Below are 25,323 nucleotides of genomic sequence, written 5' to 3' on the forward strand. Positions count from 1 at the left end.
GGGAGAGGGGGATAAAAGCGACCTTACGAGAAGGCCTGCAGGCCCGTCTGCGCCCGGCCCAGGATCAGGGCGTGGACGTCGTGGGTGCCTTCGTAGGTGTTCACCGTCTCCAGGTTCACCATGTGGCGGATGACCTGGAACTCCTCGGAGATGCCGTTGCCGCCGTGCATGTCGCGGGCAACGCGGGCGATGTCCAGCGCCTTGCCGCAGTTGTTGCGCTTGATCAGCGAGATCGCCTCCGGCGACCAGCTGCCGTCGTCCATCATGCGGCCGACCCGCAGGCAGGCCTGCAGGCCAAGCGTGATCTCCGTCATCATGTCGGCCAGCTTCTTCTGCACCAGCTGGGTCTGGGCCAGCGGACGGCCGAACTGCTTGCGGTCCAGCGTGTACTGGCGGGCGGCGTGCCAGCAGAACTCGGCCGCACCCATCACGCCCCAGGCGATACCGTAGCGCGCCTTGTTCAGGCAGCCGAACGGACCGCCCAGGCCCGACACGTTGGGCAGCAGGTTCTCGTCGGGCACGAAGGCCTCGTCCAGAACGATCTCGCCGGTGACCGACGCGCGCAGCGACAGCTTGCCTTCGATCTTCGGCGTGGAGAAGCCCTTGGTCCCGCGCTCCACCACGAAGCCCTTGATCTTGTTGTCATGGGCGTCCGACTTCGCCCAGACGACGGCGAGGTCGGCGATGGGGGAGTTGGTGATCCACATCTTGGCGCCCGACAGCAGATAGCCGCCGTCGACCTTGGTGGCGCGGGTCTTCATGCCGTTCGGGTCGGAGCCGTGGTCCGGCTCGGTCAGGCCGAAGCAGCCGACCAGCTCGCCGGTGGCCAGACGCGGCAGCCACTTCTTCTTCTGCTCCTCGCTGCCATAGGCGTAGATCGGGTGCATGACCAGCGAGGACTGCACCGACATGGCGGAGCGATAGCCGCTGTCCACCCGCTCCACCTCGCGGGCGACCAGGCCGTAGGCGACGTGGCTGACGCCCGGCCCGCCATACTCCTCCGGGATGGTCGGACCCAGCAGGCCAAGCTCGCCCATCTCGGTCATGATCTCGCGGTCGAACCGCTCCTCGCGGAAGGCGGAGATGACGCGGGGCTGCAGCCGGTCCTGGCAGTAGGCGCGGGCGCTGTCGCGCACCAGCTTCTCATCCTCGGTCAGTTGGGCTTCAAGGAGGAAGGCGTCGTCCCACTGGATGCTCTGCACGGTGCGTCTCCTGGTCGTGTCGTATGGCGGTTCGCCGCCGGTTGCCGGCCAGCTGCCGAGTGGCCGGTCATCGATTGAACCGCACTGTGCCGTGCCGCCGCCATACCTGCAAACACATATTTTCTATCCTAGCCATACCGATACGATATGCCTCAAGAAAAACAGTCGGCGCCCCCACCGGTTATACAAAAGTTTTAACGTGATGCTTACGATTACCTATGCAATTTTGCCGATGGCGCCCTGACCGCCATTCATCCATCGGACATCCCGCCCGTGTTTGCTGCACTGCAACCAATAACCGCCCTTGCCGGTTTCCCTCTTTTGCTGGGCCTTGCTTTGCTTACGCTTCTGCATGAAGACGTTGCAATTGCGGTGGGGGCCAGTCTGGTCAGCGTCGGCACCGTCAGCATCGGCATGACCGCCGTCACGTTGCTGTGTGGGATTGTTGTCGGCGACCTTTTCATTTATGTCCTCGGACTGTTGTCCCTGCGCGTCAGTTGGATCCGGCGGCGGACCGAGGGCCCAATGCTTGAGCGTTGCCGCATGGCGTTGCAGAAGAACCTGCTGCCGACGCTGGTGACTTGCCGGATTGTTCCGGGCGTCCTGTTTCCGACCTATTTCGCCTGCGGCATGATGCGGGTGCCGTTCCTGCGCTTCATCGTCATCACGCTGGTGACGGCGGGGGTGCATGTCGGGCTGCTGCTGACGCTGATGACCTCGTCGCTGGAGGCGGCGGCGGTCCAGGTGCAGGTGATCGGCATCGGCTGCGCGGCCCTGCTGGTGCTTCTGCGCACGCGGCGCGCCCGGTCCGTCGCCGGCGGCCTGTTCGCCCGCATCCGGACGAAGGCGGAACCGCACCTGCCCCGCGGGCTGCGCGACGCGCTGCACTGCAATCCCACCCCGCGCGCCATCGCCCTGCCCGGCCTGCCGGTGGTGCCGGCCAGTGCCCCCACCATCGGCTGGGCGGAGCGCATCCCGCCGCTGCTGTTCTACATCCCGCTGACGGCCTGGGAACTGATCAGCTACCAGCGCCGCCAGCAGAGCCTGCTTCCGCTCTATCCCGCCTCCAACTGACCGGGCGGCCGAGGTCGGTCGACCCGGTCAGGCGGAGGCGCAAGGATCACAGCCCCGCCAGCACCTCGTCCAGCGTGGCGAGGAACAGCTTGGCGTCGTCGGAGGAGAACACCAGCGGCGGGCGGATCTTCAGGATGTGCCCTTCCTGCCCGGTGGCGCTGATCAGCACCCGGCGGCGGCGCATGTCGTTGACCACGCGGGCCGTCTCCTCCGGGGCCGGCGTCTTCAACTTGCGGTCGCGCACCATCTCGACGCCGATGAACAGGCCGCTGCCGCGCACGTCGCCGATCAGGTCGTGCTTGTCGGCCAGCGACCGGATACCGTCGATCATCTCGGTGCCGACGGCCAGGGCGTTCTCCTGCAGGCGCTCCGCCTTGATGACGCGCAGCACGGCGTGCGCCACCGCGCAGGACACCGGGTTGCCGCCGAAGGTGTTGAAATAGCGCTGGCTCCTGCCGAACGCCTCGATCACCTCCGGCCGGAAGATGGCTCCCGCCACCGGGTGGCCGTTGCCCATCGGCTTGCCGACCGTCACGATGTCGGGCACCAGCCCGTGGCGCGCGAAGCCCCACATGTGGGTGCCGAGCCGGCCGAAGCCGGGCTGAACCTCGTCGGCGATGAAGAGGCCGCCGGCCTTGCGCATCGCCTCCACCGCCGGGGCGAGGAAGCCGGCCGGATCGGTGAAGACGCCGCTGCTGGAAAAGATGGTGTCGACCAGCAGCGCCGCCGGAGCGATGCCCTTCTCGCGCAGATCGGCGATGGCCGCCTCCACCGAGCGGGCGAAGGCGGCGCCGACCTCCGCCTCCGGAATGCGGTAGCCGTCGGGCGCCGGCACCACGCGGACATGGTCGCCCAGCTTCACCGCAGCGCCCAGCGAGGGCGACATCTCCGCCAGCGCCGAGGTGACGCCGTGATAGGCGTTTTGGGCGATGACGACGCCGGTCCCGCCGGTGTGGACGCGGGCGACGCGCAGGGCCAGGTCGTTGGCCTCGCTGCCGGTGCAGGTCAGCATCAGGTGCGACAGCGGCGCCGGGAACTCCGCCAGGAAGGCTTCGGCGAAGTCGATGATGCCGTCGGTCAGATAGCGTGTGTGGGTGTTCAGCACGGCGGCCTGTTTCGCCATCGCCTCCACCACCTCCGGCCGCGAATGGCCGACCGAGGCGACGTTGTTGTAGGCGTCCAGATAGCGGTTGCCGTCGGCGTCATAGAGGTAGGACCCCTCCCCCCGCACGACATGGATCGGATCGGCGTAGAACAGCCGGTAGGCCGGGCCGAGCAGCCTCTCGCGGCGGGCGATCAGGGCGCGCTCGCGCTCCGGCAGGGAACCGGCGGAGGCGGGCGCGTAGGCGTTGATCATGGTCATGACGGGTCACACTCTCTGGCAGGCGAGATGGAGCAGGCGGTGCGCGGTGGCGGCCTCGTCGCCGGTCAGCTTTTCCAGCCCGGCGAAGGCGCGTTCGGAATTCCGCAGGATGTAGGCGGCGTTGTCTGGATATTCGGCAGCCCGCCAGCCGGTGATGCCGATGGTCAGCGCCAGCCGGGCCGCCACCAGATCGGGCAGCAACTCCACCTCCTCCGGCGTCAGCGGCAGCACGGCGTTGTAGGCGCGGGTCATCTCGACCAGGGAGCCGAAGGGCGTCTCGCCGCTGGTGACGTGGTATGCCAGCGCCGTCGCCAGATCGTTGACCAGCGGCGCCTTCAGCGCGTCGCCGAAATCGATGATCCCGGTGACAGTCTCGTGCCCGACCGGATCGACCACCGCATTGTGCGGGTTCAGGTCGTTGTGGATCACCTGATGCCGCAGGGCGGGCAGCCGCGGCGCCACCCGCTCGGCGAATCGGGCGACGAAGCGCTCCACCATCCGGCGGCGCGGGCCGTCGGGCAGATAATGCAGCCGGTCGGCGACGCCGGCGGTGCGCGTGATGTCCCACAACAGGTCGCGCTCCGAACCGGGATGCTCGTAGTCGGCCAGCGCCAGATCCAGCCGGGCCAGCGTCGCCCCCAGCGCCCGCATCTGCCCCGGCGAGGCCGGCGCCGCGTGGAGCGGCGTGCCCTCCAGATAGGTCAGCAGCCGCAGCACCATGGTTTGGCCATCGATGCGGACAATCGCCTGGGCTTCGCCGTCCAGGGTCGGCACCACCCGCGGCACCGGCAGGGACGGATCGCGCGCGGCGACATGCTGCATCGCCCCGGTCTGGAAGCTGGTGACGGGCTGCGGTTCCGCCGGGTTGGTGAACTTCAGCACATAGCCCTGCCCTCCGGCGGCGGCGATGTGGAAGTTGCGGTCGCGCTCGCTGCTCAGGGTCCGGACGGTGCCGGTCACCCCGAAGCACCGCTGCATCATGGCGCCCGCCTCGTCCGGGGAGATCGGCGGCGCGGCGGTGGTCAGAACGTCACCGGGGGTCATGGCCGATGTCTCCTTGTGGTTCGAGGCGTTCAATGTTTGATGCATCATAGTCATCGGCGGACGGGGCGCGAAAATAGGCGGACTGGCGCCGGGGTCAGGAAACGAGCGCGGCAGGGGCAGGCGCTGGGACAGGGATCTCGGCGTCGATCCGCTCCAGGATCGGGCCGCTGGCCAGCAGGATGTCGGCCTGGATGGCGATGGCGGCGGCCGGGCCGTCGTGACGGCGGATGGCGTCCATCAGCGGGTAGTGATGGTCGATCATCGTGCGCCCGGCCCCGCCATAGACGTCGGCGATCAGCGGTCCCATCTGCAGCCACAAACGCCGCAGGATGTCGCCGAGCACCGGCATGTCGGCGATCTCCGCCAGCTTGAAGTGGAAGATCTGGTTGAGTTCGGTGGCCAGCGCGGTGTTGCCGGCAGCCATCGCCTCCTCGTTGCGCGCCAGCAGGCTTTCCAGCGCCGCGATCTGGGCGGTCGTGGCCATCCCGGCGGCGCGGGCGGCGGCCATCCCCTCCAGCCCGACGCGGATGTCGCGGATCTCCAGATAGGCGGCGCGGGTCAGCATCGGAACGCGGATGTCGCGCGGCGAGCGCAGCACCAGGGCCTGATCCTGCACCAGCCGCAGGATGGCGTCGCGCACCGGCGTGACGCTCGTCCCCAGCCGCTCGGCCAGATCGCGGATCTTCAGACGGTCGTTCGGCTTGAACGCCCCCTTCATCAGAGCCTCGCACAGCTTCTGATAGATCGTGCTGCCGAGATTGTCGTGTTCGAGAAGGGATAGATCGAATCCGCTCATCGTCTGCCCGCTCACCCATGCTTCGGCGTTCGTTGTATGATACATCATAATGACCGCGTCTCGACCGAAGATCAAGGTGAACCATCCGGGCGAACCATCCGGGCCGACCTTGGACATTTTTTTCGATCCGCCCCGACGAATCCGCCCCGCCGCCCCGTATCAGGGGCATACGGAAAGACCGGTGCGGCCCTGCGGCCGTTCCGGCAAGCGTCGGGACAGTCATGACGATTCGTTGGAAGCCGGTGGTCACCGGTGTGGTTCTCGCCGGTCTGGTCGGCGGCGTCGGCTACGCGGTTCAGCAGAAGCTGACGCCTCCCACGGCACCGCCCGCCGCGGGCGCCCCTCCCGGCCTCGGCGGGCCTGGGGGCGCCGGCCGCAGCGCCGTGGTGGCGGTGCAGGCCGGCACGGTGGCGCGGGAGGATGTGCCGATCTGGTTCGACGGCATCGGCACGATCCAGGCCTTCAACACCGTCACCGTGCGCGCCCGCGTCGATGGCGAGCTGCAGCGCGTCTCGCTTCAGGAAGGCCAGCTGGTGAAGGCCGGCGACCTGCTGGCGACCATCGATTCCCGCGCGCTCCAGGCCCAGCTGGCCCAGGCCGAGGCGAAGAAGGCGCAGGACGAGGCGCTGCTCGCCAACGCCAGGCGAGACCTGGAGCGCAACATGAACCTCAAGGAATTCGCGTCGCGCCAGACGGTCGACACCCAGCGCGCGCTGGTCGCCCAGTACGAGGCGCAGATCCGCGCCGACGAGGCGGCGATCGAGGCGGTGCGGGTCCAGCTGAACTACACCACCGTCACGGCACCGATCAGCGGCCGCATCGGCCTGCGCAACGTCGACCAGGGCAACGTAGTGCGGGCCAGCGACCAGAACGGCATCGCCACCATCACCCAGATCCAGCCCATCGCCGTGCTCTTCACCCTGCCGGAGAAACAGCTCCCCGCCGTACTGGCCGCGCAGGCGCAAGGGACCGTCAAGGTGGAGGTGCAGGACCGCGAGGGCCGGCGCGTGCTCGACACCGGCTCTCTCGCCGTGGTGGACAACCTGATCGACAGCGGCACCGGCACCATCCGCCTGAAGGCGCAGATGCCGAACGACCCGCAGAAGCTGTGGCCCGGCCAGTTCGTCAATGTCCGCCTGCTGTCCACCATCCGCCGCGACGCCACCACGGTGCCCTCGACGGTGGTGCAGCGCGGGCCGCAGGGCACCTACGCCTATGTCATCAAGGACGACCTGACGGTGGAGCAGCGCCCGATCAAGGTCGCCCGCCAGGAGGAGAACAAGGCCATCATCGACGAGGGCCTGACCCCCGGCGAGCGCGTGGTGGTGGACGGCCAGTACCGCCTGCAGCCCGGCTCCAAAATCCGCATCGTCGACCCCATCGCCTCGGCGCCGGCGCCGGCGCCGCAAGAGGAACGGCGGCGCGACCGGCAGCAGCGTGAGGGGCGGCAGCCCTCATGAACATCTCCGCCCCCTTCATCCTGCGGCCGGTCGCCACCGGGCTGCTGATGCTGGCGGTCGTGCTGCTCGGCCTGCTGGGCTACGGCGCGCTGCCGATCTCCTCGCTGCCGACGGTGGATTTCCCGACGGTGCGCGTCACCACCCAGCTGCCGGGGGCGGCCCCCGACGTGATGGCGTCGTCCGTCACAGCGCCGCTGGAACGGCAGCTCGGCCAGATCGCCGGCATCTCCTCGATGATCTCGACCAGCTCCTTCGGGCTGTCGGTCATCACCCTGCAGTTCGACCTCAGCCGCGACATCGACGCGGCCTCGCAGGACGTGCAGTCGGCGATCAGCGCCGCGTCGGGCACGCTGCCCAAGGGCCTGCCGAACCCGCCGGTCTACGACAAGGTCAACCCGGCCGACACGCCGGTGATGGTGCTGGCGCTGAGTTCGGAGTCCCTGCGGCTGGAAACCGTCAGCGACGCCGCCGACACGCTGCTGGCGCAGAAGCTGTCCCAGGTCGAGGGCGTCGGCTATGTCGGGATCGAGGGCGGCCTGCGCCCCGCCGTGCGCGTTCAGGTCAACCCGGCCGCCGTCGCCGGTCTCGGGCTGACGCTGGAGGATGTGCGGACCACCATCACCCAGGCCAACGTCAACGCGCCCAAGGGCAGCTTCGACGGCCCGCGCCAGTCCTGGTCGATCGGCGTCAACGACCAGATCGAGACCGCCGCCGCCTACCGCCCGATCATCGTCACCTACAAGAACGGCGGCCCGGTGCGGCTGTCCGACATCGGCACAGTGGTCGATTCGGTGGAGAACATCCGGCTGGCGGCGTGGCATGACGGCAAGCCGGCGGTTCTGCTGAACGTGCTGCGCCAGCCCGGCGCCAACATCATCGAGACGGTGGACCGCATCCGCGCGATGCTGCCCTCGCTCCAGGCCACGCTGCCGCCGCAGATCCACATGGCGGTGCTGACCGACCGGACGGAAACCATCCGCGCCTCGGTCGTCGACGTTCAGAAGACGCTGGTGCTGACCGCCGGGCTGGTGGTGATGGTGATCTTCCTGTTCCTGCGCAAGGCGTGGGCGACGGTGATCCCGGCGGCGGCGCTGCCGCTGTCGCTGATCGGCACCTTCGGCATCATGGCCCTGTGCGGCTTCAGCCTGGACAACCTGTCGCTGATGGCGCTGACCATCGCGTCGGGCTTCGTCGTCGACGACGCCATCGTGATGATCGAGAACATCGTCCGCTACATCGAGAAGGGCGAGAAGCCCTTGCCGGCGGCCCTCAAGGGCGCGCGCCAGATCGGCTTCACCGTCGTGTCCCTGACCCTGTCGCTGATCGCGGTGTTCATCCCGCTGCTGTTCATGGGCGGCGTGGTCGGCCGGCTGTTCCGCGAATTCGCCATCACGCTGTCCATCGCGGTCCTGGTGTCGGCGGTGATCTCGCTGACGCTGACGCCGATGATGTGCGCCCGCCTGCTGAAGCCCGAGACGGAGAGCAGGCCCAACGCCTTCTTCCGCTGGACCGAGCGCGGTTTCGAGGCGCTTCTGAACGGCTACGCCGCCTCGCTGCGCGTCGTGCTGCGCCACCAGCCGGCGACCCTGATCTTCACCATCGCCACGCTGGCCGCCACGCTCTACCTCTACACCGTGATGCCCAAGGGCTTCCTGCCGCAGCAGGACACCGGCGTCATCATCGGCGTCACCGACGCCGCCCCGTCCATCTCGGTCAAGGCGATGGCGGAGCGGCAGCGCGAGGTCGCCGACATCGTGCGGCGCGATCCCGACGTGGCCGGGGTGGCGAGCTTCGTCGGCACCGGCACGGTGAACGCCACCACCAACACCGGCAGCCTGACCATCGCCCTGAAGCCGCGCGACGAACGCAGCTCCTCGGCCGAGGAGTTCATCGCCCGCCTGCGCGCCGCCACCTCCGACCTGAAGGGCGTCTCGCTGTTCATGCAGGCGGTGCAGGACGTGCAGATCGACAGCCGCGTCAGCCGCACCCAGTACCAATATGTCCTGCAGGACGCCGACCCGCGGGAGCTGGAGAACTGGACCCCGCGCCTGCTGGAAGCGCTGCGCGCAAGGCCGGAGCTGACCGACGTGGCGACCGACCAGCAGCCGGACGGGCTTCAGGTCTACCTGACCATCGACCGCGACGCCGCCAGCCGCCTGAATGTGCTGCCGCAGGCGATCGACGACACGCTGTACGACGCCTTCGGCCAGCGGCAGGTCTCCACCATCTACACCCAGACCAACCAGTACCGCGTGATCCTGGAGGTGGAGCCGTCCTTCCAGATGGACCCGGCGTCGCTGTCCAAGATCTACGTGAAGTCCGGCAATGGCGGCGTCGTTCCCCTGGGCGCGGTGGTATCGGCGGAGCGCAAGACGGCGCCCCTGGTCATCACCCACCAGGGTCAGTTCCCGTCCGTCACCCTGTCCTTCAACGTGGCGCCCGGCGTCTCGCTGGGTGCGGCGGTGGCGGCGATCCAGCAGGCGCGCGAGAGCATCGGCATGCCCGACACCGCGACCGCGCGCTTCGCCGGCACGGCGGCGGAGTTCCGCACGTCATTGGAAACCCAGCCCTGGCTGATCCTGGCGGCGGTGGTCGCGGTCTACATCGTGCTCGGCATCCTGTACGAGAGCACGATCCACCCCGTCACCATCCTGTCGACCCTGCCGTCGGCGGGCATCGGCGCGCTTCTGGCGCTGATGGCGACCGGCCACGACCTGTCGCTGATCGCGCTGGTCGGCATCGTTCTGCTGATCGGCATCGTCAAGAAGAACGCCATCATGATGATCGACTTCGCGCTGGAGGCCGAACGCCACCAGGGCATGGCGCCGGAGCGCTCGATCTACGAGGCCTCGCTCCTGCGCTTCCGCCCGATCATGATGACCACCATGGCGGCCCTGCTGGGCGCCCTGCCGCTGGCGCTGGAGAACGGCACCGGGTCGGAACTGCGCAAGCCGATGGGCATCGCCATCGTCGGCGGTCTGGTGCTGAGCCAGGTGCTGACGCTCTACACCACGCCGGTGGTCTATCTCTACATGGACCGGCTGGGCACCCGCCTGCGGCGCTGGCTGCGGCCGGGCTCCAAGGCGGCGGCGCTGCCCGGCAACGACCGGGCGCCCGGCCGCGCGGCGGCGGAGTAGCCGGCCATGATTCCCTCCAAGCTGTCGCTCTCCGCCCCCTTCATCGCACGGCCGGTCGGCACCTCGCTGCTGATGATCGGTCTGATGATCCTCGGCATGGTCGCCTACCGCTTCCTGCCGGTGGCGCCGCTGCCGCAGGTGGAGTTCCCCACCATCGTCGTCACCGCCTCGCTTCCCGGCGCCAGCCCGGAGACGATGGCGGCCTCCGTCGCCACCCCGCTGGAACGGCGGCTGTCGCGCATCGCCGGCATCACCGAGATGACGTCGAACAGCAGGCTCGGCAGCACCTCCGTCGTCGTGCAGTTCGATCTGGACCGCAATGTGGAGGCGGCGTCGCGCGACGTGCAGGCGGCGATCAACGCCGCCGGCGGCGACCTGCCGGCCGACCTGCCCAGCCCGCCCAAGATGCGGCGCATCAACCCGGCCGACGCGCCGGTGATGACGCTCGCGATGACCTCCACCACGCTGGCGCCGTCGGAGCTGTACAATCTGGCCGACAGCGTCATCGGCCAGCGGCTGAGCCAGATCGAGGGGGTGGCCCAGGTCTCCATCAACGGGGCGGAGAAGACGGCGGTGCGCGTGCGGGTCAATGCCACCGCCGCCGCCAACATGGGCGTCAGCCTGGAGACGATCCGCAGCGCCATATCGCGCGCCAACGCCAACGGCCCCAAGGGCAGCTTCGACGGCACCCATGAATCCTGGTCGATCGGCGCCAGCGACCAGCTGTTCGGCGCGGATGCCTACCGCCGGCTTATCGTGGCGCAGAAGAACGGCGCCACCATCCGTCTCGGCGATGTCGCCGAGGTGATCGAGGCGCCGGAGAACAGCCGCACCGCCGCCTGGCAGGACGGCCAGCGCGCGGTGCTGATCAACATCCAGAAACAGCCGGGCTCCAACGTGGTGGAGACGGTGGACCGGGTGAACGCCGAGCTGCCGACTCTGCGCGGCTGGATGCCGCCGGGGGTCCAGCTTTCGGTGCGCACCGACCGCACCCCGACCATCCGCGCCTCCATCGACGACGTGCAGAAGACGCTGGCGATCACCGTGGCGCTGGTGGTGATGGTGATGGCGCTGTTCCTGCGCCGCCTGTGGGCCACGCTCATCCCGGCGGCCTCGGTGCCGCTGTCGCTGGCCGGCACCTTCGGCGTGATGTGGATCGCCGGCTACAGCCTGGACAATTTCTCGCTGATGGCGCTGACCATCTCGGTCGGCTTCGTGGTGGACGACGCCATCGTCGTCATCGAGAACATCGTCCGCCACATCGAAAAGGGAGCGAAACCGTTCGAGGCGGCGGTGAAGGGCGCCCGGCAGGTCGCCTTCACCGTGGTGTCGATCAGCCTGTCGCTGGTCGCCGTCTTCATCCCCATCCTGTTCATGGGCGGCATCCAGGGCCGGCTGTTCCGCGAATTCGCCGTGGTGCTGTCGGTCGCCATCGCCGTGTCGGCGGTGGTGTCGCTGACCCTGACCCCGATGATGTGCGCCCACCTGCTGCAGCCGGAAGCGGAGCGCAAGCCCCCCGGACGGTTCGCCCGCGCGTTGGCCTGGATCGGCGACCGGCTGTTCGGGCTCTATGCCGACGGGCTGGACTGGGTGCTGGCCCATCGCCGCACCATGCTGGCCACGACCTTCGCCATCATCGGCGTCAGCGTCTGGCTCTACGGGCAGGTGCCGAAGGGCCTGGTGCCGCAGCAGGACACCGGCCTGCTGATGGGCTTCAGCGACCCGCCGCCGGACATCTCCTTCACCGCCATGGTCACGCGCCAGCGCGCCCTGCAGGAGGCGGTGGCCGGCGACCCGGCGGTCGCCAGCGTCGGCGGCACCATCGGCGGCGGCGGGCCGGGCGGCAGCTATTCCGGCCAGATCTACATCGCGCTGAAGCCGAAGGCGGAGCGCGAGGATCTGGCGACCGTCACCCAGCGGCTGCGCATGCGCGCCGGCCGGGTGCCGGGGGTGCAGCTGTTCCTGATGCCGGTGCAGGACATCCGCACCGGCGGCTTCCAGGGCCGCAGCCAGTACCGCTACAGCCTGCAGGATCCCGACATCGGCGCGCTGAACGACTGGGCGCCCAAGCTGGTGGAGAAGATGCGTACCCTGCCGGAGCTGGTGGACGTCGCCAACGACCGCCAGAACGGCGGCATCCAGGCCAACGTGATCGTCGACCGCGACGCCGCGTCCCGCCTCGGCGTGTCCCTGAGCGCGCTGGAGGCGACGCTGTACGACGCCTTCGGCCAGCGGCAGGTCTCCACCATGTATCTGGCGCAGAACCAGCACAAGGTGGTGCTGGAGGTCGATCCGCGCGAGGCGCTCGGTCCCGACGACCTGAAGCGCATCCATGTGTCGGGCCGTGACGGCATGGTGCCGCTGTCGGCGGTGGCGCGCGTCGTCATCGGCAACCAGGCGTCCAGCATCCAGCACCAGAGCGGCTTCCCGGTCGCCAACCTGACCTTCGACCTCGCCCCCGGCGTCTCGCTGAGCCAAGCGACCGAGGTGATCCAGCGCGCGGCGGAGGACATCGGCATGCCCGCCGGCATCCGCGCCGGCTTCCAGGGCGACGCGCGCGCCTTCCAGCAATCCTCGTCCAGCCAGCCGCTGCTGATCCTGGCGGCGCTGATCACCATCTACATCGTGCTGGGCGTTCTGTACGAAAGCCTGATCCACCCGCTGACCATCCTGTCGACCCTGCCGTCGGCCGGGCTGGGGGCGCTGATCGCGCTGATCCTGACCGGCTACGACCTGTCGATCGTGGCCTTGATCGGCATCATCCTGCTGATCGGCATCGTCAAGAAGAACGCCATCATGATGATCGACTTCGCCCTGGAGGCGGAGCGCGAGCGCGGCCTGTCGCCGCTGGAGGCGATCCGCGAGGCCGGACTGGTCCGCTTCCGCCCGATCATGATGACGACGGTCACGGCGCTGCTGGGCGCGGTGCCGCTGGCCTTCGACTACGGCACCGGCGGCGAAATCCGCCGCCCGCTGGGGGTGGCGATCATCGGCGGCCTGCTGGTCAGCCAGATGCTGACGCTCTACACCACGCCGGTGGTCTATCTGACCTTGGAACGGCTGGCGATGCGCCGCCGCCGCCGCGCCGCCATCGCCGCACCGGCGGAATAGGAGGCGGCGGATGGGTGTGGCGCTCTTCAGGGATAAACGCCCTCTCCCGCCCCGGGAGAGGGAGGGGACCCACGAAGTGGGGAGGGTGAGGGGTGGCCCAAGAATCCCGAACCGCATGGTTCCTTGGATGCCCCCTCACCCTTCCCACCGCTTCGCGGCGGGCCCCTTCCCTCTCCCGGGGCGGGAGAGGGGGATTTCTCCACCCTGGCGCCTCTCCACCCTGTTGGGCATAGTTCTCGCCCACGGCATGAGCGGACCCCCGGTGATCGAGGCCAGCGGCACGGACGACGAGTTGATGGCCCGCGTGGCCGGCGGCGATGCCGCGGCCTTCGACCGGCTGGCCGCCCGCCACATGCGCCGCGCCGTGGCGCTGGCCCAGCGGATGACCGGGAACCCGTCCGATGCCGACGAGATCGCGCAGGAGGCCTTCCTGCGGGTCTGGCAGCATGCCGGCCGCTGGGACGGCGGGCGGGCCTCCTTCACCACCTGGCTCTACCGCATCGTGATGAACCTCGCCATCGACCGCGGCCGCCGTCCCGGCTGGTCGCCGCTGGAGGAGGCCGGCGATCCGCCCGACGAGTCCCCCGACGCGCTCACCCGCATCGCCGAACGCCAGACGGCCGAGCGCGTCAACCGGGCGCTCGCAGCATTGCCGGACCGCCAGCGCGCCGCGGTGGTGCTGTTCCATCAGGAGGGGCTCAGCCTGCGGCAGGCCGCCGACGTGCTGAGCATGGGTGAGACCGCCTTCGCCTCGCTGCTCGCCCGCGCCCGCTCCACGCTGAAGACCGCGCTCTCCGCCGGTGACGGTCCATGAAGGAGGAACCAATGACCGACGACCAGTTCCTCCGCCATCTGGACGAGTACGGCGCCTCCCCGGAACGCTGGCCGCCCGAGCTGCGTGCCGGGGCCGAGGCCGCGCTTGCCCGTTCGCCTGGGCTGCGGGCGGCGGCGGACGAGGCGCTCGCCTTCGACCGGCTGCTGGCCGGCAGCCCGCCGGCGGTGGAGGATGCCCGCATCGGCCGCCTGCTGGCTGCCGCCGGCGCCGCCGCCCGCGCCGTGCCGCAGGACGGGCTGGTGCTGCTGTTGCTGGGGCGGATGCCGCGGCAGAGGGTGGCGGGCTTCTGCGTCGCCCTGCTGGCGCTGGGCTGGCTCACCGGCGGCTGGCTCGCCGGGACGCTGCCGGCACCCGCCGTCCAGGCACCGCGCGGCCAGGAGCTGGCCCTGCTGCACGACGACGTCATCACGCTGTTCGACGGAGAGTCCCGATGAGCGCTTCCGCCGCGCCCCGCCAATTCCTGCGGCGGCCGGGCCTGCGCACGCTGGCGCTGGCCTCGCTGGCGCTGAACCTGTTCTTCGGCGCGATGCTGGTCGCGACCGTCCGCCACCCTTCCCCGCCATCCCGTCAGCCCGCGCATCAGCCGATGCCCGACCGCTTCGTCGAGCGGATGGCCCCCGACCTGTCCGACGCCGACGCGGGACGCCTGCGCGCCGCCTTCGAGCCGCTGCGCCCGCGGTATGACGCGCTGACCCGGGAGTACCACGAGGCCGGACAGCAGGTGCGCGCCCTGCTGCAGGCCGATCCCGTCGACTACGACTCCCTGCGCGCCGCGACCGAAGCGGCCCGCGCCAAGCGCCGGCAGATGGGCGAACTGACGGAGGAAACCGTCCTCTCCATCCTGCCCGACCTGTCCCCCGCCGGACGCCTGCGGCTGGTCGGGGGTCCGGGTTCCCCCGGCATGCCAGCTATGCCTAAAAAATAAGCAAACCCAGTCATCCACAGGCCGGACAGGCTGGCGGGAACGATGTGGATGATTCTGTTCGGGGATTGCTCACACATCTATCCACAGATTCTGTGGAGAAGAAAACCGGCAGAAATTTTATCCACACAAATTCACAAGTTATCATCCCCAAGTTTTATCGCCCGTCTTCCCGACGATCCTTGTATCCACCGCCGATCCGGCATATCCAAATAACGAGGATCGGCAAGATTGGTGGAGGATCGTCATGATCGGAGATCCGTTTCATCCAAAGAAGGCGACGATCTCTTTGCGCGTTGATCGCCGAATCAAAGATGTCGCCAAGAATTACGCACGCCAGCGGCAGACGCCTTTGGCCGAGGTCATGCGCGACCTCTTGGCCCGCTACGTCGCCGAATGCGCGCGGGAGAATGCCCAGGCAGCCCCGGACCTGTTGAAGGACCGGCCGGCGCAATATGTGGATTTCGCCAAGCTGGAAGGGCTGATGGGCCGGCGGGAATAAATGCGGGGCAGCCGGGGTGGTGCAGCAGCAATGTCACTGCGCATCTCCTGACCACATCCCCGCCGTTTCGCCAATGATCCGGATCAAGCGGGGTGTGCGAAGTCCCGTATGGCTGACGCGCGGGCTGGGCGACTCTATTTGGCGCGGTCTGTCGTAGACTGTTCCCATGCTGACGCTTCGACATCTGGCGATAGACACCGTCCGGGAGAACGTCGCCTTCCTCAACCGGCACTGCGCCCGGTACCATGTCGAGGATTTCCTCGGTCTGGGCCGGGTGGAGGTGCGGAACGACGGCCGTTCCCTGCTGGCGGTCCTGAACATCGTCGACGACCCCGCCATCGTCGGGCCGGACGAGATCGGCCTGTCCGACCCCGCCTTCCGCCAGTTGGGACTGGCCGAGGGCTCCGCCGTCCATCTCGTGCCCCCCACCCCGCCCGAGAGCTTCGAGTTGGTGCGCGCCAAGGTCGGCGGCGCCGCCCTGACCGACGCGCAGCTGGCCGCGATCATCCGCGACGTCACCGACCAGCGCTATTCCAAGATCGAGATCGCCGCCTTCCTGATCGCCTGCGCCAGCTTCATGACGACGGCGGAGGTGTTGGGCCTGACCCGCGCCATGATCGCCGCCGGCACCCGGCTGCACTGGCAGGATTTGGGCACCGTCGCCGACAAGCACTGCATCGGCGGCATCCCCGGCAACCGCACCTCGATGATCGTGGTGCCGATCGTCGCCGCCCATGGCCTGCCGATCCCCAAGACCTCGTCGCGCGCCATCACCTCCCCCGCCGGCACCGCCGACACCATGGAGGTGCTGGCGAATGTCGACGTTCCGATGGAGCGCATGCAGACCCTGGTGCGCGAGGCCAAGGGCTGTCTGGTCTGGGGCGGCCATGTCCGGCTGTCGCCGGCCGACGACATCCTGATCTCGGTCGAGCGCCCGCTCGCCATCGACACCCGCGAGCAGCTGGTCGCCTCCATCCTGTCGAAGAAGGTGGCGGCCGGCTCCACCCATCTGCTGATCGACATCCCCGTCGGCCCCAGCGCCAAGATCCGCACAGCCGGCGAGGCGGTCCGCCTGCGCAAGCTGTTCGAGCATGTCGGCGACAGCCTCGGCCTGACGCTGGAGGTGGCGATCACCGACGGCTCGCAGCCGGTCGGACGCGGCATCGGCCCGGTGCTGGAGGCGCGCGACGTGATGGCCGTGCTGCGCAACGACCCCGCCGGCCCCGCCGACCTGAAGGAGCGCGCCCTGCTGCTGGCCGGCCGCATCCTGGAATTCGATCCCGTCGTCCGCGGCGGCAGCGGCAACCGCCGGGCCCGCGACCTGCTGGAGTCGGGCGCCGCGCTCGCCGCCATGGAGCGCATCATCGCCCTGCAGGGCCCGCCGCCCGCCGTGGCGACTCTGGGCTCCCTGGTCGCGGAGGTCGCGTCCCCCGCCGACGGGGTGGTGTCGGCGCTCGACTGCTACCGCCTCGCCCGCATCGCGCGGCTGGCCGGCGCGCCCACTGACAAGGGCGCCGGCATCGACCTGCTGCGCAAGGTCGGCGACCCTGTGCGCCGGGGCGAACCGCTCTACCGCATCCACGCCAGCACCAACGCCGACTTCACCTTCGCCCAGGCCTTTGCGGCCGACGACAGCGGGGTGGCGGTGGCGTAAGGAAACCCAACCAGGAGCCGACCAATGTCCCTGTCGCTGACCTTCCATGGTGCCGCCGGAACGGTGACCGGTTCCTGCTTCCGCCTGTCCACGCCTGCGGGCGACGTGCTGATCGATTGCGGCATGTTCCAGGGCACCAAGACGATCCGGGAACTGAACTACCGCCCCTTCCCCTTCGATCCGGCCGCGATCAAGGCCGTCCTGCTGACCCACGCCCACATCGACCATTCCGGCCTGCTGCCCAAGCTGACCCGTCTCGGCTTCCGCGGCCGCATCCACGCCACCGGCGGCACGGTGGACCTGCTGGAATACATGCTGCCCGACAGCGGCTACATCCAGGAGGGCGAGGTGGAGCGGCTGAACCGCCGCAACCGCCAGCGCGGCCGCCCGCCGGTCCAGGCGATCTATACCCAGGACGACGCCATCCGCAGCCTGCGCCGCCTGCGCCGCGTCGAGTACGACCGCTGGACCGAGATCCTGCCGGGCCTGCGCGTCCGCTTCTGGCAGGCCGGCCATATCCTCGGCTCCGCCTCCATCGAGGTGGAAGCAACGAATGGCACCGGCGAGCCCACCCGCATCCTGTTCTCCGGCGACCTCGGCCCCGGCGGCAAGAGCTTCCACGCCGATGCCGAGGGGCCGGAGCGGCCGGACTGGATGGTGCTGGAGACCACATACGGCGACCGCGACCGCACCGACCTGGACGAGGCCGGGCGGCAGGCGGTGCTGCGCGCCGAGGTTTCCGCGGCCCTGGCCGCTGGGGGCGTCCTGCTGATCCCGGTCTTCGCGGTGGAACGCACGCAGGAACTGCTCTACGACCTCGACTGCCTGTTCGACGGCGGCCAGCTGCCGGCGGTGGACGTCTTCCTCGACTCGCCGCTCGCAGACGCGGTGACCGGCGTCTTCCGCCGCCATCTCGACGATCTGGAGACCGACGGCGATCCCTTCACCCGCGCCAATTTCCACCATGTCCGCGGCGTGCCGGAAAGCCAGCGCCTGAACAGCATCTCCGGCGGCGCCATCATCATGGCGGCCAGCGGCATGTGCGACGCCGGCCGCATCCGCCACCATCTGAAGAACCGCCTGTGGCGCCCGCAGGACACCGTGCTGCTGGTCGGCTACCAGGCCCCCGGCACGCTCGGCCGCCTGCTGCAGGAGGGCACCCCCCGCGTCCGTATCCATGGCGAGGAGATCGCGGTGAAGGCGAAGGTCCGCTCCATCGACGTCTATTCCGGCCATGCCGACCGTTCGACGCTGCTGGACTGGGTGGAGGCCCGCCACGGCGTCGGCCACGGCCTGTTCCTGGTCCATGGCGAGGAGGCAGCCCGCGCTTCCATCCGTCAGGCCCTGATCGACACCGGCTGGTCGCCGGACCGCATCGCCCAGCCGGCGCTGGACGACCGTATCGATCTCGCCGCCCCGCGCCCGCTGACCCCGGCCGAACGCCATCCGCGTCTCGCCCCCGCCGACCTCGCCGGCCGCGACTGGCACAACCATTATGCCGAAGCGCTGCTGGCCCTGCGCCGCACGCTGGACGCCGCCCCCGACGACGCGGCGCGCGAACGCATCCTGGCCGGCGTGATGGGCGCGCTCGGCACCGACGGAGAAGCCGGGAAAGGAACCCAGCCATGAGCATCAAGCGTCTCCTGATCGCCCTGGCCCTGCTGGCGATCCTCGGCGCCGGCGCCGGCTATGGCTGGCGGGCGATGCAGGGAAACCGCCTGCCCGCCGGCTTCGCCTCCGGCAACGGCCGGATCGAGGCGAACGAGATCGACGTCGCCACCAAATACGCCGCCCGCGTCCTGACCATCCCGGTGCAGGAGGGCGATCTGGTGGAGGTCGGCGCCGTCATCGCCACGCTCGACACCCGCGACCTGGAGGCGCAGCTCCGCTCCGCCGAAGCCCAGCTGCGCCAGACCCGCCGCACCGCGAGGAAGCCGTCGCCCTGGTCGACCAGCGCTCCAGCGAGGCCGATTTCGCCGCCAAGGAGATGGAACGGGCACTGATCCTGTTCGGCAAGGGACATGTCGCCGAACAGCGCGTCGATCAGGCCCGCAACAGCCGCCGCACCGCCGACGCCGCGCTGGAAGCGGCCAAGAGCCACCTCGCCAGTGCCGACGAGGCCATCGCCGCCGCGGCCGGCGACGTCGACCGGCTGGCCGATCTGGTCGCCGACGGCGTGCTGAAGGCCCCGCGCAAGTCCCGCGTCCTCTACCGCCTGTCCGAACCCGGCGAGGTGCTGGCGGCCGGCGGCAAGGCGGCGACGCTGCTGGACCTGTCCAACGTCTACATGACCTTCTTCCTGCCGACCGACACCGCGGGCACCCTGGCGCTCGGCGCCGACGCCCGCATCCTGCTGGACGCGGTTCCCGACACCGCGATCCCCGCAACCGTCACCTTCGTCGCGCCCCGCGCCCAGTTCACGCCCAAGCAGGTGGAGACCAAGTCCGAACGCGACCGCATGATGTTCCGCGTCAAGGCCCGCGTCCCGGAAGCGCTGGTGACCCGCTACATCGAGCGGGTGAAGACCGGCCTGACCGGCATGGCCTATGTGAAGCTGGACGACAAGGCGGCTTGGCCCGACTGGCTGGAATCGAAGCTGACGCGGGAGGAGACCCTCTCCTCCACCCAAGGTCCTCGCTCATGACCCCCGCCCCAGCCGTCTCGCTGTCCGGCGTGCGGCACCGCTATGGCGGGACGGTGGCGCTGGAGGACGCGTCCCTCGACATTCCCGCCGGCATCAGCGTCGCGATCATCGGCCCGGACGGCGTCGGCAAATCGACCCTGCTCGGCCTGATCTCCACCGCCAAGAAGATCCAGCAGGGCAGCGTCCGCGTTCTCGGCACCGACGTCGCCGACCGCCGTGGCCGCGCCGCCCTCCAGCCGCGCATCGCCTACATGCCGCAGGGTCTGGGCCGCAACCTCTATGCCGAACTCAGCGTCGCCGAGAACCTCCAATTCTTCGGCCGCCTGTTCGGCCTCGACGCCGCCGAGCGCCGGCGCCGCATCGACGACCTGCTGGAGGCGACCGGCCTCGCCCCTTTCCCCGACCGTCCGGCCGGCAAGCTGTCCGGCGGCATGAAGCAGAAGCTCGGCCTGTGCTGCGCCCTGCTGCACGACCCCGACCTGCTGATCCTCGACGAGCCGACGACCGGCGTCGATCCCCTCTCCCGCCGCCAGTTCTGGGAGCTGATCGACCGCATCCGCGCCGGCCGCCCCGGCATGACCGTGCTGGTCGCCACCTCCTACATGGACGAGGCGGAGCGGTTCGACCGGGTCGTGATGATGAACGCCGGCCGCCTGCTGGCCCACGACACCCCCGCCGCTGTCAAGGTGCAGACCGGCGCCGCCGACCTGGAGGAGGCCTTCGTCGCCCTGCTGCCGGAGGATGCCCGGCGCGGCCATCGACGCCTGACCGTGCCGCCCCGCCCGCCCGAACCCATTGGCGCCGAACCGGCCATCGAGGCGATCGGCCTGACCCGCCGCTTCGGCGATTTCACCGCGGTGTCGGACATCAGCTTCCGCATCGGCCGCGGCGAGATCTTCGGCTTCCTGGGATCCAACGGTTGCGGCAAGACCACCACCATGAAGATGCTGACCGGCCTGCTCCCCGCCAGCGCGGGCGAGGCGCGGCTGTTCGGCAAACCGGTGGACGCCGGCGATCTGGAGAGCCGCCGCCGCGTCGGCTACATGGCGCAGGCCTTCTCGCTCTATGGCGAGCTGACGGTGCGCCAGAACCTCGACCTGCACGCCCGCCTGTTCGACCTCGCGGATGCCGACACCCGGTTGGCGGCGCTGGTCGAGCGTTTCGGCCTGTCCTCCTACATCGACGCGGTGGCCGACCGCCTGCCGCTGGGCGTGCGGCAGCGGCTGTCGCTGGCCGTCGCCATCCTGCACGGACCGGAGCTGCTGATCCTCGACGAACCGACCTCCGGGGTCGATCCGGTGGCGCGCGACCAGTTCTGGCGCGACCTGATCGCCTTGTCGCGCGACCAGGGGGTGACGATCTTCGTTTCCACCCATTTCATGAACGAGGCGGCGCGCTGCGACCGGGTGGCCTTCATGAACGCCGGCCGCGTCATCGCCGCCGGCCCGCCCGACGAGCTGCGCCGCCAACAGAAGGCCGACAGCCTGGACGACGCCTTCATCGGTTTCATGGAACAGGCGGAGGAGCCCGAACAAAATCGCCCTCTCCCGCCCCGGGAGAGGGAGGGGACCCACGCCGAAGGCGTGGGGAGGGTGAGGGGTGATCCAAGCATCCCGAACCGCATGGCTTCATGCCCCACCCCTCACCCTTCCCATGGCGATGCCATGGGCCCCTTCCCTCTCCCGGGGCGGGAGAGGGAGGCCTCACCCCTCTCCCGCCGCCGCCTGCTGGCCTATGCATGGCGAGAAACCCTCGAACTCCGCCGCGATCCCGTCCGCCTGACCGTCGCCCTGCTCGGCACCGTCCTGCTCATGCTGGTCTTCGGCTTCGGCATCACCATGGACGTCGAGAACCTGACCTTCGCCGTTCTGGACCATGACCGCTCCCCCGAAAGCCGCGCCTATATCGAGCAGTTCGACGGCTCGCGCAGCTTCCGCGCCACCCCCGCCGGCCGTGGACGCCCGCGACCTTGCGCTCCGCCTGCAACGGGGCGAGGCGTCGCTGACCATCGAGATCCCCGAAGGCTTCGGCCGCGATCTCCGCCGCGGCCGGGTGCCGGAGGTGGCGGTGCGCATCGACGGCGCCATGCCCTTCCGGGCGGAGACCATCCAGGGCTACGTCTCCGGCCTGCACCAGCGCTTCATCCAGGATGCCGCCATCGCCGCCGGCGCCACCCTGCCTGCCCCCGCCGCGAACCTGGAGATGCGCTACCGCTACAATCAGGCCTTCCGCAGCCTCGACGCCATGGTGCCCAGCACCATCGGCCTGCTGCTGGTCTTCATCCCCGCCATCCTCGCCGCCCTCGGCGTGGTCCGGGAAAAGGAACTCGGCTCCATCACCAACCTCTACGTCACCCCGGTGACCCGGCTGGAGTTCCTGCTGGGCAAGCAGTTGCCCTACATCGCGCTCGCCGCCTTCAACCTGCTGCTGATGGTGGCGATGGCGGTCATCCTGTTCGGCGTGCCGGTGAAGGGCAGCCTTGTGGGGCTGTTGCTGGGCGGGCTGGTCTATGTGGTGGCGACGACGGCGCTGGGGCTGCTGATCTCCGTCTTCACCGCGACGCAGACGGCGGCGGTGTTCGGCACCGCCATCGTCACCATGCTGCCGGCGACGCAATTCTCCGGCATGCTGCAGCCGGTGGCGACGCTGGAGGGCGGCGCGTGGCTGTTCGGCACGCTGTTCCCCACCACCCATTTCCTGAAGATCTCCGTCGGCGCCTTCACCAAGGGCCTTGGCCTGCCGGAGCTTCTCCCCTTCATCCTGGCGACCGCCGCCTTCGTCCCCGTCTTCCTGGCGCTGGGCGTCGCCTTCCTGCCGAAACAGGAGCGCTGAACCATGATGCGCTTCCTCCGCAACAGCCTGACATTGGCGCGCAAGGAGTGGATCAGCCTGCTGCGCGACGTCTTCATGCTGGGCTTCGTCGTCTATTCCTTCACCTTCTCCGTCTACAGCGAGGCGACCGGCATCTCGCATGACCTGCGCAACGCCGCCATCGCCATCGTGGACGAGGACCGCTCCACCCTGTCGCAGCGGCTGGTCTCCAGCTTTCACCAGCCGGAGTTCCAGACACCGGTGATGATCGGCCATGCCGAGGTCGATCCGGCGATGGATTCCGCCCGCTACACCTTCGTGCTCGATATTCCGCCGGATTTCCAAGCCGACGTGCTGGCCGGCCGCAGCCCGACGATCCAGCTGCTGATCGACGCCACCGCGATGATGCAGGCCGGCATCGGCGCCGGCACCATCCAGGGCATCGTCGATGACGAGGTCGGCCGCTTCGTCCGCCGCGAGGCCGAGGGCAGCACCGCTCCGGTCAGCCTGCAGATCCGCGTCGCCTACAACGAGGCGCTCGACACCAAATGGTTCACCGGCACCATGGCGGTGGTCAGCAACGTCACCATGCTGGCGGTGCTGCTGGCCGGCGCCGCCCTGATCCGCGAGCGCGAGCACGGCACGCTGGAACATCTGCTGGTGATGCCGGTCCGCCCGGCCGAGATCATGGCCGCCAAGGTGCTGGCGAATGGTGCGGTGATCCTGGGCCTGACGCTGGTGGCGCTCTATGTGGTGCTGCGCGGCCTGCTGTCGGTGCCGCTGGCCGGCTCGGTGCCGTTGTTCCTGGCGGGGACTGCGCTCTACCTGTTCTTCGCGACGGCGCTCGGCATCTTTCTCGGCACCGTGGCGCGCTCGATGCCGCAATTGGGCTTGCTGTTCATCCTGATCGTGCTGCCGATGGACATGCTGTCCGGCGGCTTCACCCCGCTGGAAAGCGAGCCGGAATGGCTGCAGATGGCGATGCAGCTGTCACCGTCCACCCATTTCGTCGCCTTCGCCCAGGCGATCCTGTTCCGCGGGGCGGGGTTCGACGTGGTGTGGCCGCGCTTTGCGGCCACCGCGGGGATCGGCGCACTGTTCTTCGCCTGGAGCTTGGCGAGGTTCAGGAGGCATCTGGCGAGTTTCCGGTGAGGGAGCGTTAGACCCCCACCTAACCTCCCCCGCTCTCGGCCGACCGAAGTTCGGTCCGATGGCGGGGGAGGGACTGCCGCCATTCTCCCGCATCAGCACTTGTCCCCTCCCCCGCCCAGCTCTCGCACAAAGCTATGCTTTGTGCTGACGCGGCAGGCGGACCGTAGGTCCGCTGAGAGCGGGGGAGGGTTAGGGTGGGGGCATTCGCCAGCCGACGACTCCCCCACCCTCTAACCTCAGTGCGACCCGCCGCCCTCGAAGGACGGCGCGCTCAGCCCCGAAGCCACCAGCTGCTCGATCAGCGCGCCCTTCAGCCGCTCCAGCCCTTCCTGGCTGTAGGACTCCGCCCGCGCCACCAGCACGTCCTGGGTGTTGGACGCGCGCAGCAGCCACCAGCCATCCTCGGTCGTCACGCGGACGCCGTCGATGTCGTTGACCTTGGCGCCCGACGCCTTGACGCGGCCCTTGACCTCCTCGACCACGGCGAACTTGCGTTCCTCGTCGATCTGGAAGCGGGTCTCCGGCGTGTTGACCATGTCCGGCAGGCCGTCGCGCAGGTCCGCCAGCGTGGTGTCCAGCTTGCTGACCAGCCCGGCCAGACGGACGCCGCAATAGAGCGCGTCGTCGAAGCCGTACCACTTGTCGGCGAAGAAGATGTGGCCCGACATCTCGCCGGCCAGCGGCGAACCGGTCTCGGCCATCTTGGCCTTCAGGAGCGAGTGGCCGGTCTTCCACATCAGCGGGTTGCCGCCATGCTTGGCGATCTCGTCGAACAGGGCTTGGCTGGCCTTCACGTCGGCGATGATGGTGGCGCCCGGATGGCTCTTCAGCACGTCGGCGGCATAGAGCGCGACCAGCTGGTCGCCCCACACCACGCGGCCCTTGTGGTCGATGGCGCCGATGCGGTCGCCGTCGCCGTCGAAGCCGATGCCGATGTCGCAGCCATGCTCCGCCACCGCCTTCTTCAGGTCGACGAGGTTGGCCTCGACCGTCGGGTCCGGATGGTGGTTGGGGAAGTTGCCGTCGATGTCGTCGAACAGCAGGACATGCTTGCCCGGCAGCTTGGCGGTCAGGCGGCGCAGGATCTCGCCCGACGCGCCGTTGCCGGCGTCCCAGGCGATCTTCAGGTCGCGGGTGCCGTCATAGTCCTTCAGCAGGCGGGCGACATACTCGTCCTGGACGTCGATCTTCTCCGACGAGCCCTGGCCCTGCTCCCAGTCGGCCTTGGCCGCCATGGTGCCGAGTTCCAGGATCTGCTGGCCATAGACCGGACCCTTGCCCAGCATCATCTTGATGCCGTTGTAGTCCGGCGGGTTGTGCGAGCCGGTGATCATGATGCCGGCCGCCGCCTCGCGGTCGCGGGTGGCGAAATACAGCATCGGCGTGGGGCCGAGCCCGATGCGCAGGACGTGCAGGCCGGTGGAAACCAGCCCCTCGACCAGCGCCTCCTCCAGCTCCGGCGAGGACAGAGACGGCCGTCATAGCCGACGCAGACCGTCTTGCCGCCCTTGCGCACCACCACGGTGCCGAAGGAGCGGCCGACCGCGCGGGCGTCTGCCGGGGTCAGCGTCTTGCCGACGATGCCGCGGATGTCGTACTCGCGCAGCACCGTGGGG

Annotated in this window: 17 protein-coding genes and 2 pseudogenes; 14 read left to right on the top strand and 5 right to left on the bottom strand. The window is 69.3% G+C overall.

Translation table 11 applies throughout. From position 1 onward, the window contains the following. Positions 1–23: 23 nt before the first annotated feature. Entirely contained in the window at positions 24–1,202 is a 1,179-nt protein-coding gene (locus tag F1643_RS18380) for an acyl-CoA dehydrogenase (RefSeq protein ID WP_194914664.1), read from the bottom strand. Positions 1,203–1,574: 372 nt separating this feature from the next. Here F1643_RS18380 and F1643_RS18385 point away from each other — a divergent pair, with 372 nt between their 5' ends. Then, the gene (locus tag F1643_RS18385; RefSeq protein ID WP_370540687.1) at positions 1,575–2,276 is read left to right on the top strand and encodes a DedA family protein; all 702 of its coding nucleotides are present in this window, start codon (positions 1,575–1,577) and stop codon (positions 2,274–2,276) included. A gap of 46 nt (positions 2,277–2,322) precedes the next feature. On the opposite strand, the gene F1643_RS18390 is transcribed toward F1643_RS18385, so the two are convergent. From F1643_RS18390 to F1643_RS18400, 3 genes are all read right to left on the bottom strand, one after another. Then, entirely contained in the window at positions 2,323–3,639 is a 1,317-nt protein-coding gene (locus F1643_RS18390; RefSeq protein WP_194914666.1) for an aspartate aminotransferase family protein, read from the bottom strand. Between the two features lie 6 nt (positions 3,640–3,645). Beyond that, positions 3,646–4,683 (bottom strand): phosphotransferase, encoded by a 1,038-nt coding sequence (locus F1643_RS18395; RefSeq protein ID WP_194914668.1) that lies wholly within the window; start codon positions 4,681–4,683, stop codon positions 3,646–3,648. A 94-nt stretch (positions 4,684–4,777) separates the two neighbouring features. Further along, positions 4,778–5,479 (bottom strand): GntR family transcriptional regulator, encoded by a 702-nt coding sequence (locus tag F1643_RS18400; RefSeq protein ID WP_194914670.1) that lies wholly within the window; start codon positions 5,477–5,479, stop codon positions 4,778–4,780. A gap of 221 nt (positions 5,480–5,700) precedes the next feature. Between F1643_RS18400 and F1643_RS18405 the strand changes: the two genes are divergently transcribed. From F1643_RS18405 to F1643_RS18460, 13 genes and pseudogenes are all read left to right on the top strand, one after another. Next, on the top strand, positions 5,701–6,939 hold the full coding sequence (locus F1643_RS18405; protein WP_194914672.1) for an efflux RND transporter periplasmic adaptor subunit: 1,239 nt from the start codon (positions 5,701–5,703) through the stop codon (positions 6,937–6,939). Beyond that, positions 6,936–10,076, top strand: coding sequence for a multidrug efflux RND transporter permease subunit (locus F1643_RS18410; protein ID WP_194914674.1), 3,141 nt, complete (start codon positions 6,936–6,938; stop codon positions 10,074–10,076). Before F1643_RS18405 ends, F1643_RS18410 begins: the two co-directional genes overlap by 4 nt. A 6-nt stretch (positions 10,077–10,082) precedes the next feature. Further along, positions 10,083–13,187, top strand: a complete 3,105-nt coding sequence (locus F1643_RS18415; RefSeq protein WP_304488784.1) for an efflux RND transporter permease subunit — start codon at positions 10,083–10,085, stop codon at positions 13,185–13,187. Between the two features lie 247 nt (positions 13,188–13,434). Next, entirely contained in the window at positions 13,435–14,001 is a 567-nt protein-coding gene (locus tag F1643_RS18420; RefSeq protein WP_206692557.1) for an RNA polymerase sigma factor, read from the top strand. Between the two features lie 11 nt (positions 14,002–14,012). Further along, the gene (locus F1643_RS18425) at positions 14,013–14,456 is read left to right on the top strand and encodes a hypothetical protein (protein WP_255543014.1); all 444 of its coding nucleotides are present in this window, start codon (positions 14,013–14,015) and stop codon (positions 14,454–14,456) included. After that, positions 14,453–14,947 (top strand): periplasmic heavy metal sensor, encoded by a 495-nt coding sequence (locus F1643_RS18430; RefSeq protein WP_194914678.1) that lies wholly within the window; start codon positions 14,453–14,455, stop codon positions 14,945–14,947. Before F1643_RS18425 ends, F1643_RS18430 begins: the two co-directional genes overlap by 4 nt. 244 nt (positions 14,948–15,191) lie before the next feature. Continuing rightward, complete coding sequence (locus tag F1643_RS18435; protein ID WP_081506015.1) at positions 15,192–15,446, top strand: hypothetical protein; 255 nt, start codon at positions 15,192–15,194, stop codon at positions 15,444–15,446. A 166-nt stretch (positions 15,447–15,612) separates the two neighbouring features. Next, positions 15,613–17,100 carry a thymidine phosphorylase family protein gene (locus F1643_RS18440; protein WP_194914680.1) on the top strand — a complete coding sequence of 496 codons (1,488 nt, stop codon included), beginning with the start codon at positions 15,613–15,615 and terminating at the stop codon, positions 17,098–17,100. A 24-nt stretch (positions 17,101–17,124) separates the two neighbouring features. After that, positions 17,125–18,729, top strand: a complete 1,605-nt coding sequence (locus F1643_RS18445) for an MBL fold metallo-hydrolase (RefSeq protein ID WP_194914683.1) — start codon at positions 17,125–17,127, stop codon at positions 18,727–18,729. Beyond that, positions 18,726–19,103 (top strand): biotin/lipoyl-binding protein, encoded by a 378-nt coding sequence (locus tag F1643_RS23885; protein ID WP_255543015.1) that lies wholly within the window; start codon positions 18,726–18,728, stop codon positions 19,101–19,103. The genes F1643_RS18445 and F1643_RS23885 overlap by 4 nt, the downstream gene beginning before the upstream one ends. Then, positions 19,088–19,744 carry an HlyD family secretion protein gene (locus tag F1643_RS23890; protein ID WP_255543016.1) on the top strand — a complete coding sequence of 219 codons (657 nt, stop codon included), beginning with the start codon at positions 19,088–19,090 and terminating at the stop codon, positions 19,742–19,744. Before F1643_RS23885 ends, F1643_RS23890 begins: the two co-directional genes overlap by 16 nt. Beyond that, positions 19,741–22,576: pseudogene (gene rbbA / locus F1643_RS18455) on the top strand (ribosome-associated ATPase/putative transporter RbbA). The gene F1643_RS23890 and the pseudogene rbbA overlap by 4 nt, the downstream one beginning before the upstream one ends. Before the next feature lie 3 nt (positions 22,577–22,579). Further along, positions 22,580–23,707: an ABC transporter permease gene (locus F1643_RS18460; protein WP_194914684.1), complete on the top strand. Its 1,128-nt coding sequence runs from the start codon at positions 22,580–22,582 to the stop codon at positions 23,705–23,707. 236 nt (positions 23,708–23,943) lie between these two features. Here the strand turns inward: F1643_RS18460 and pgmG are convergent. Continuing rightward, a pseudogene (gene pgmG, locus F1643_RS18465) lies at positions 23,944–25,323 on the bottom strand (phosphoglucomutase/phosphomannomutase PgmG); the annotation flags it as partial.

Source organism: Azospirillum sp. INR13, assembly GCF_015390205.1.
GTDB lineage: Bacteria > Pseudomonadota > Alphaproteobacteria > Azospirillales > Azospirillaceae > Azospirillum.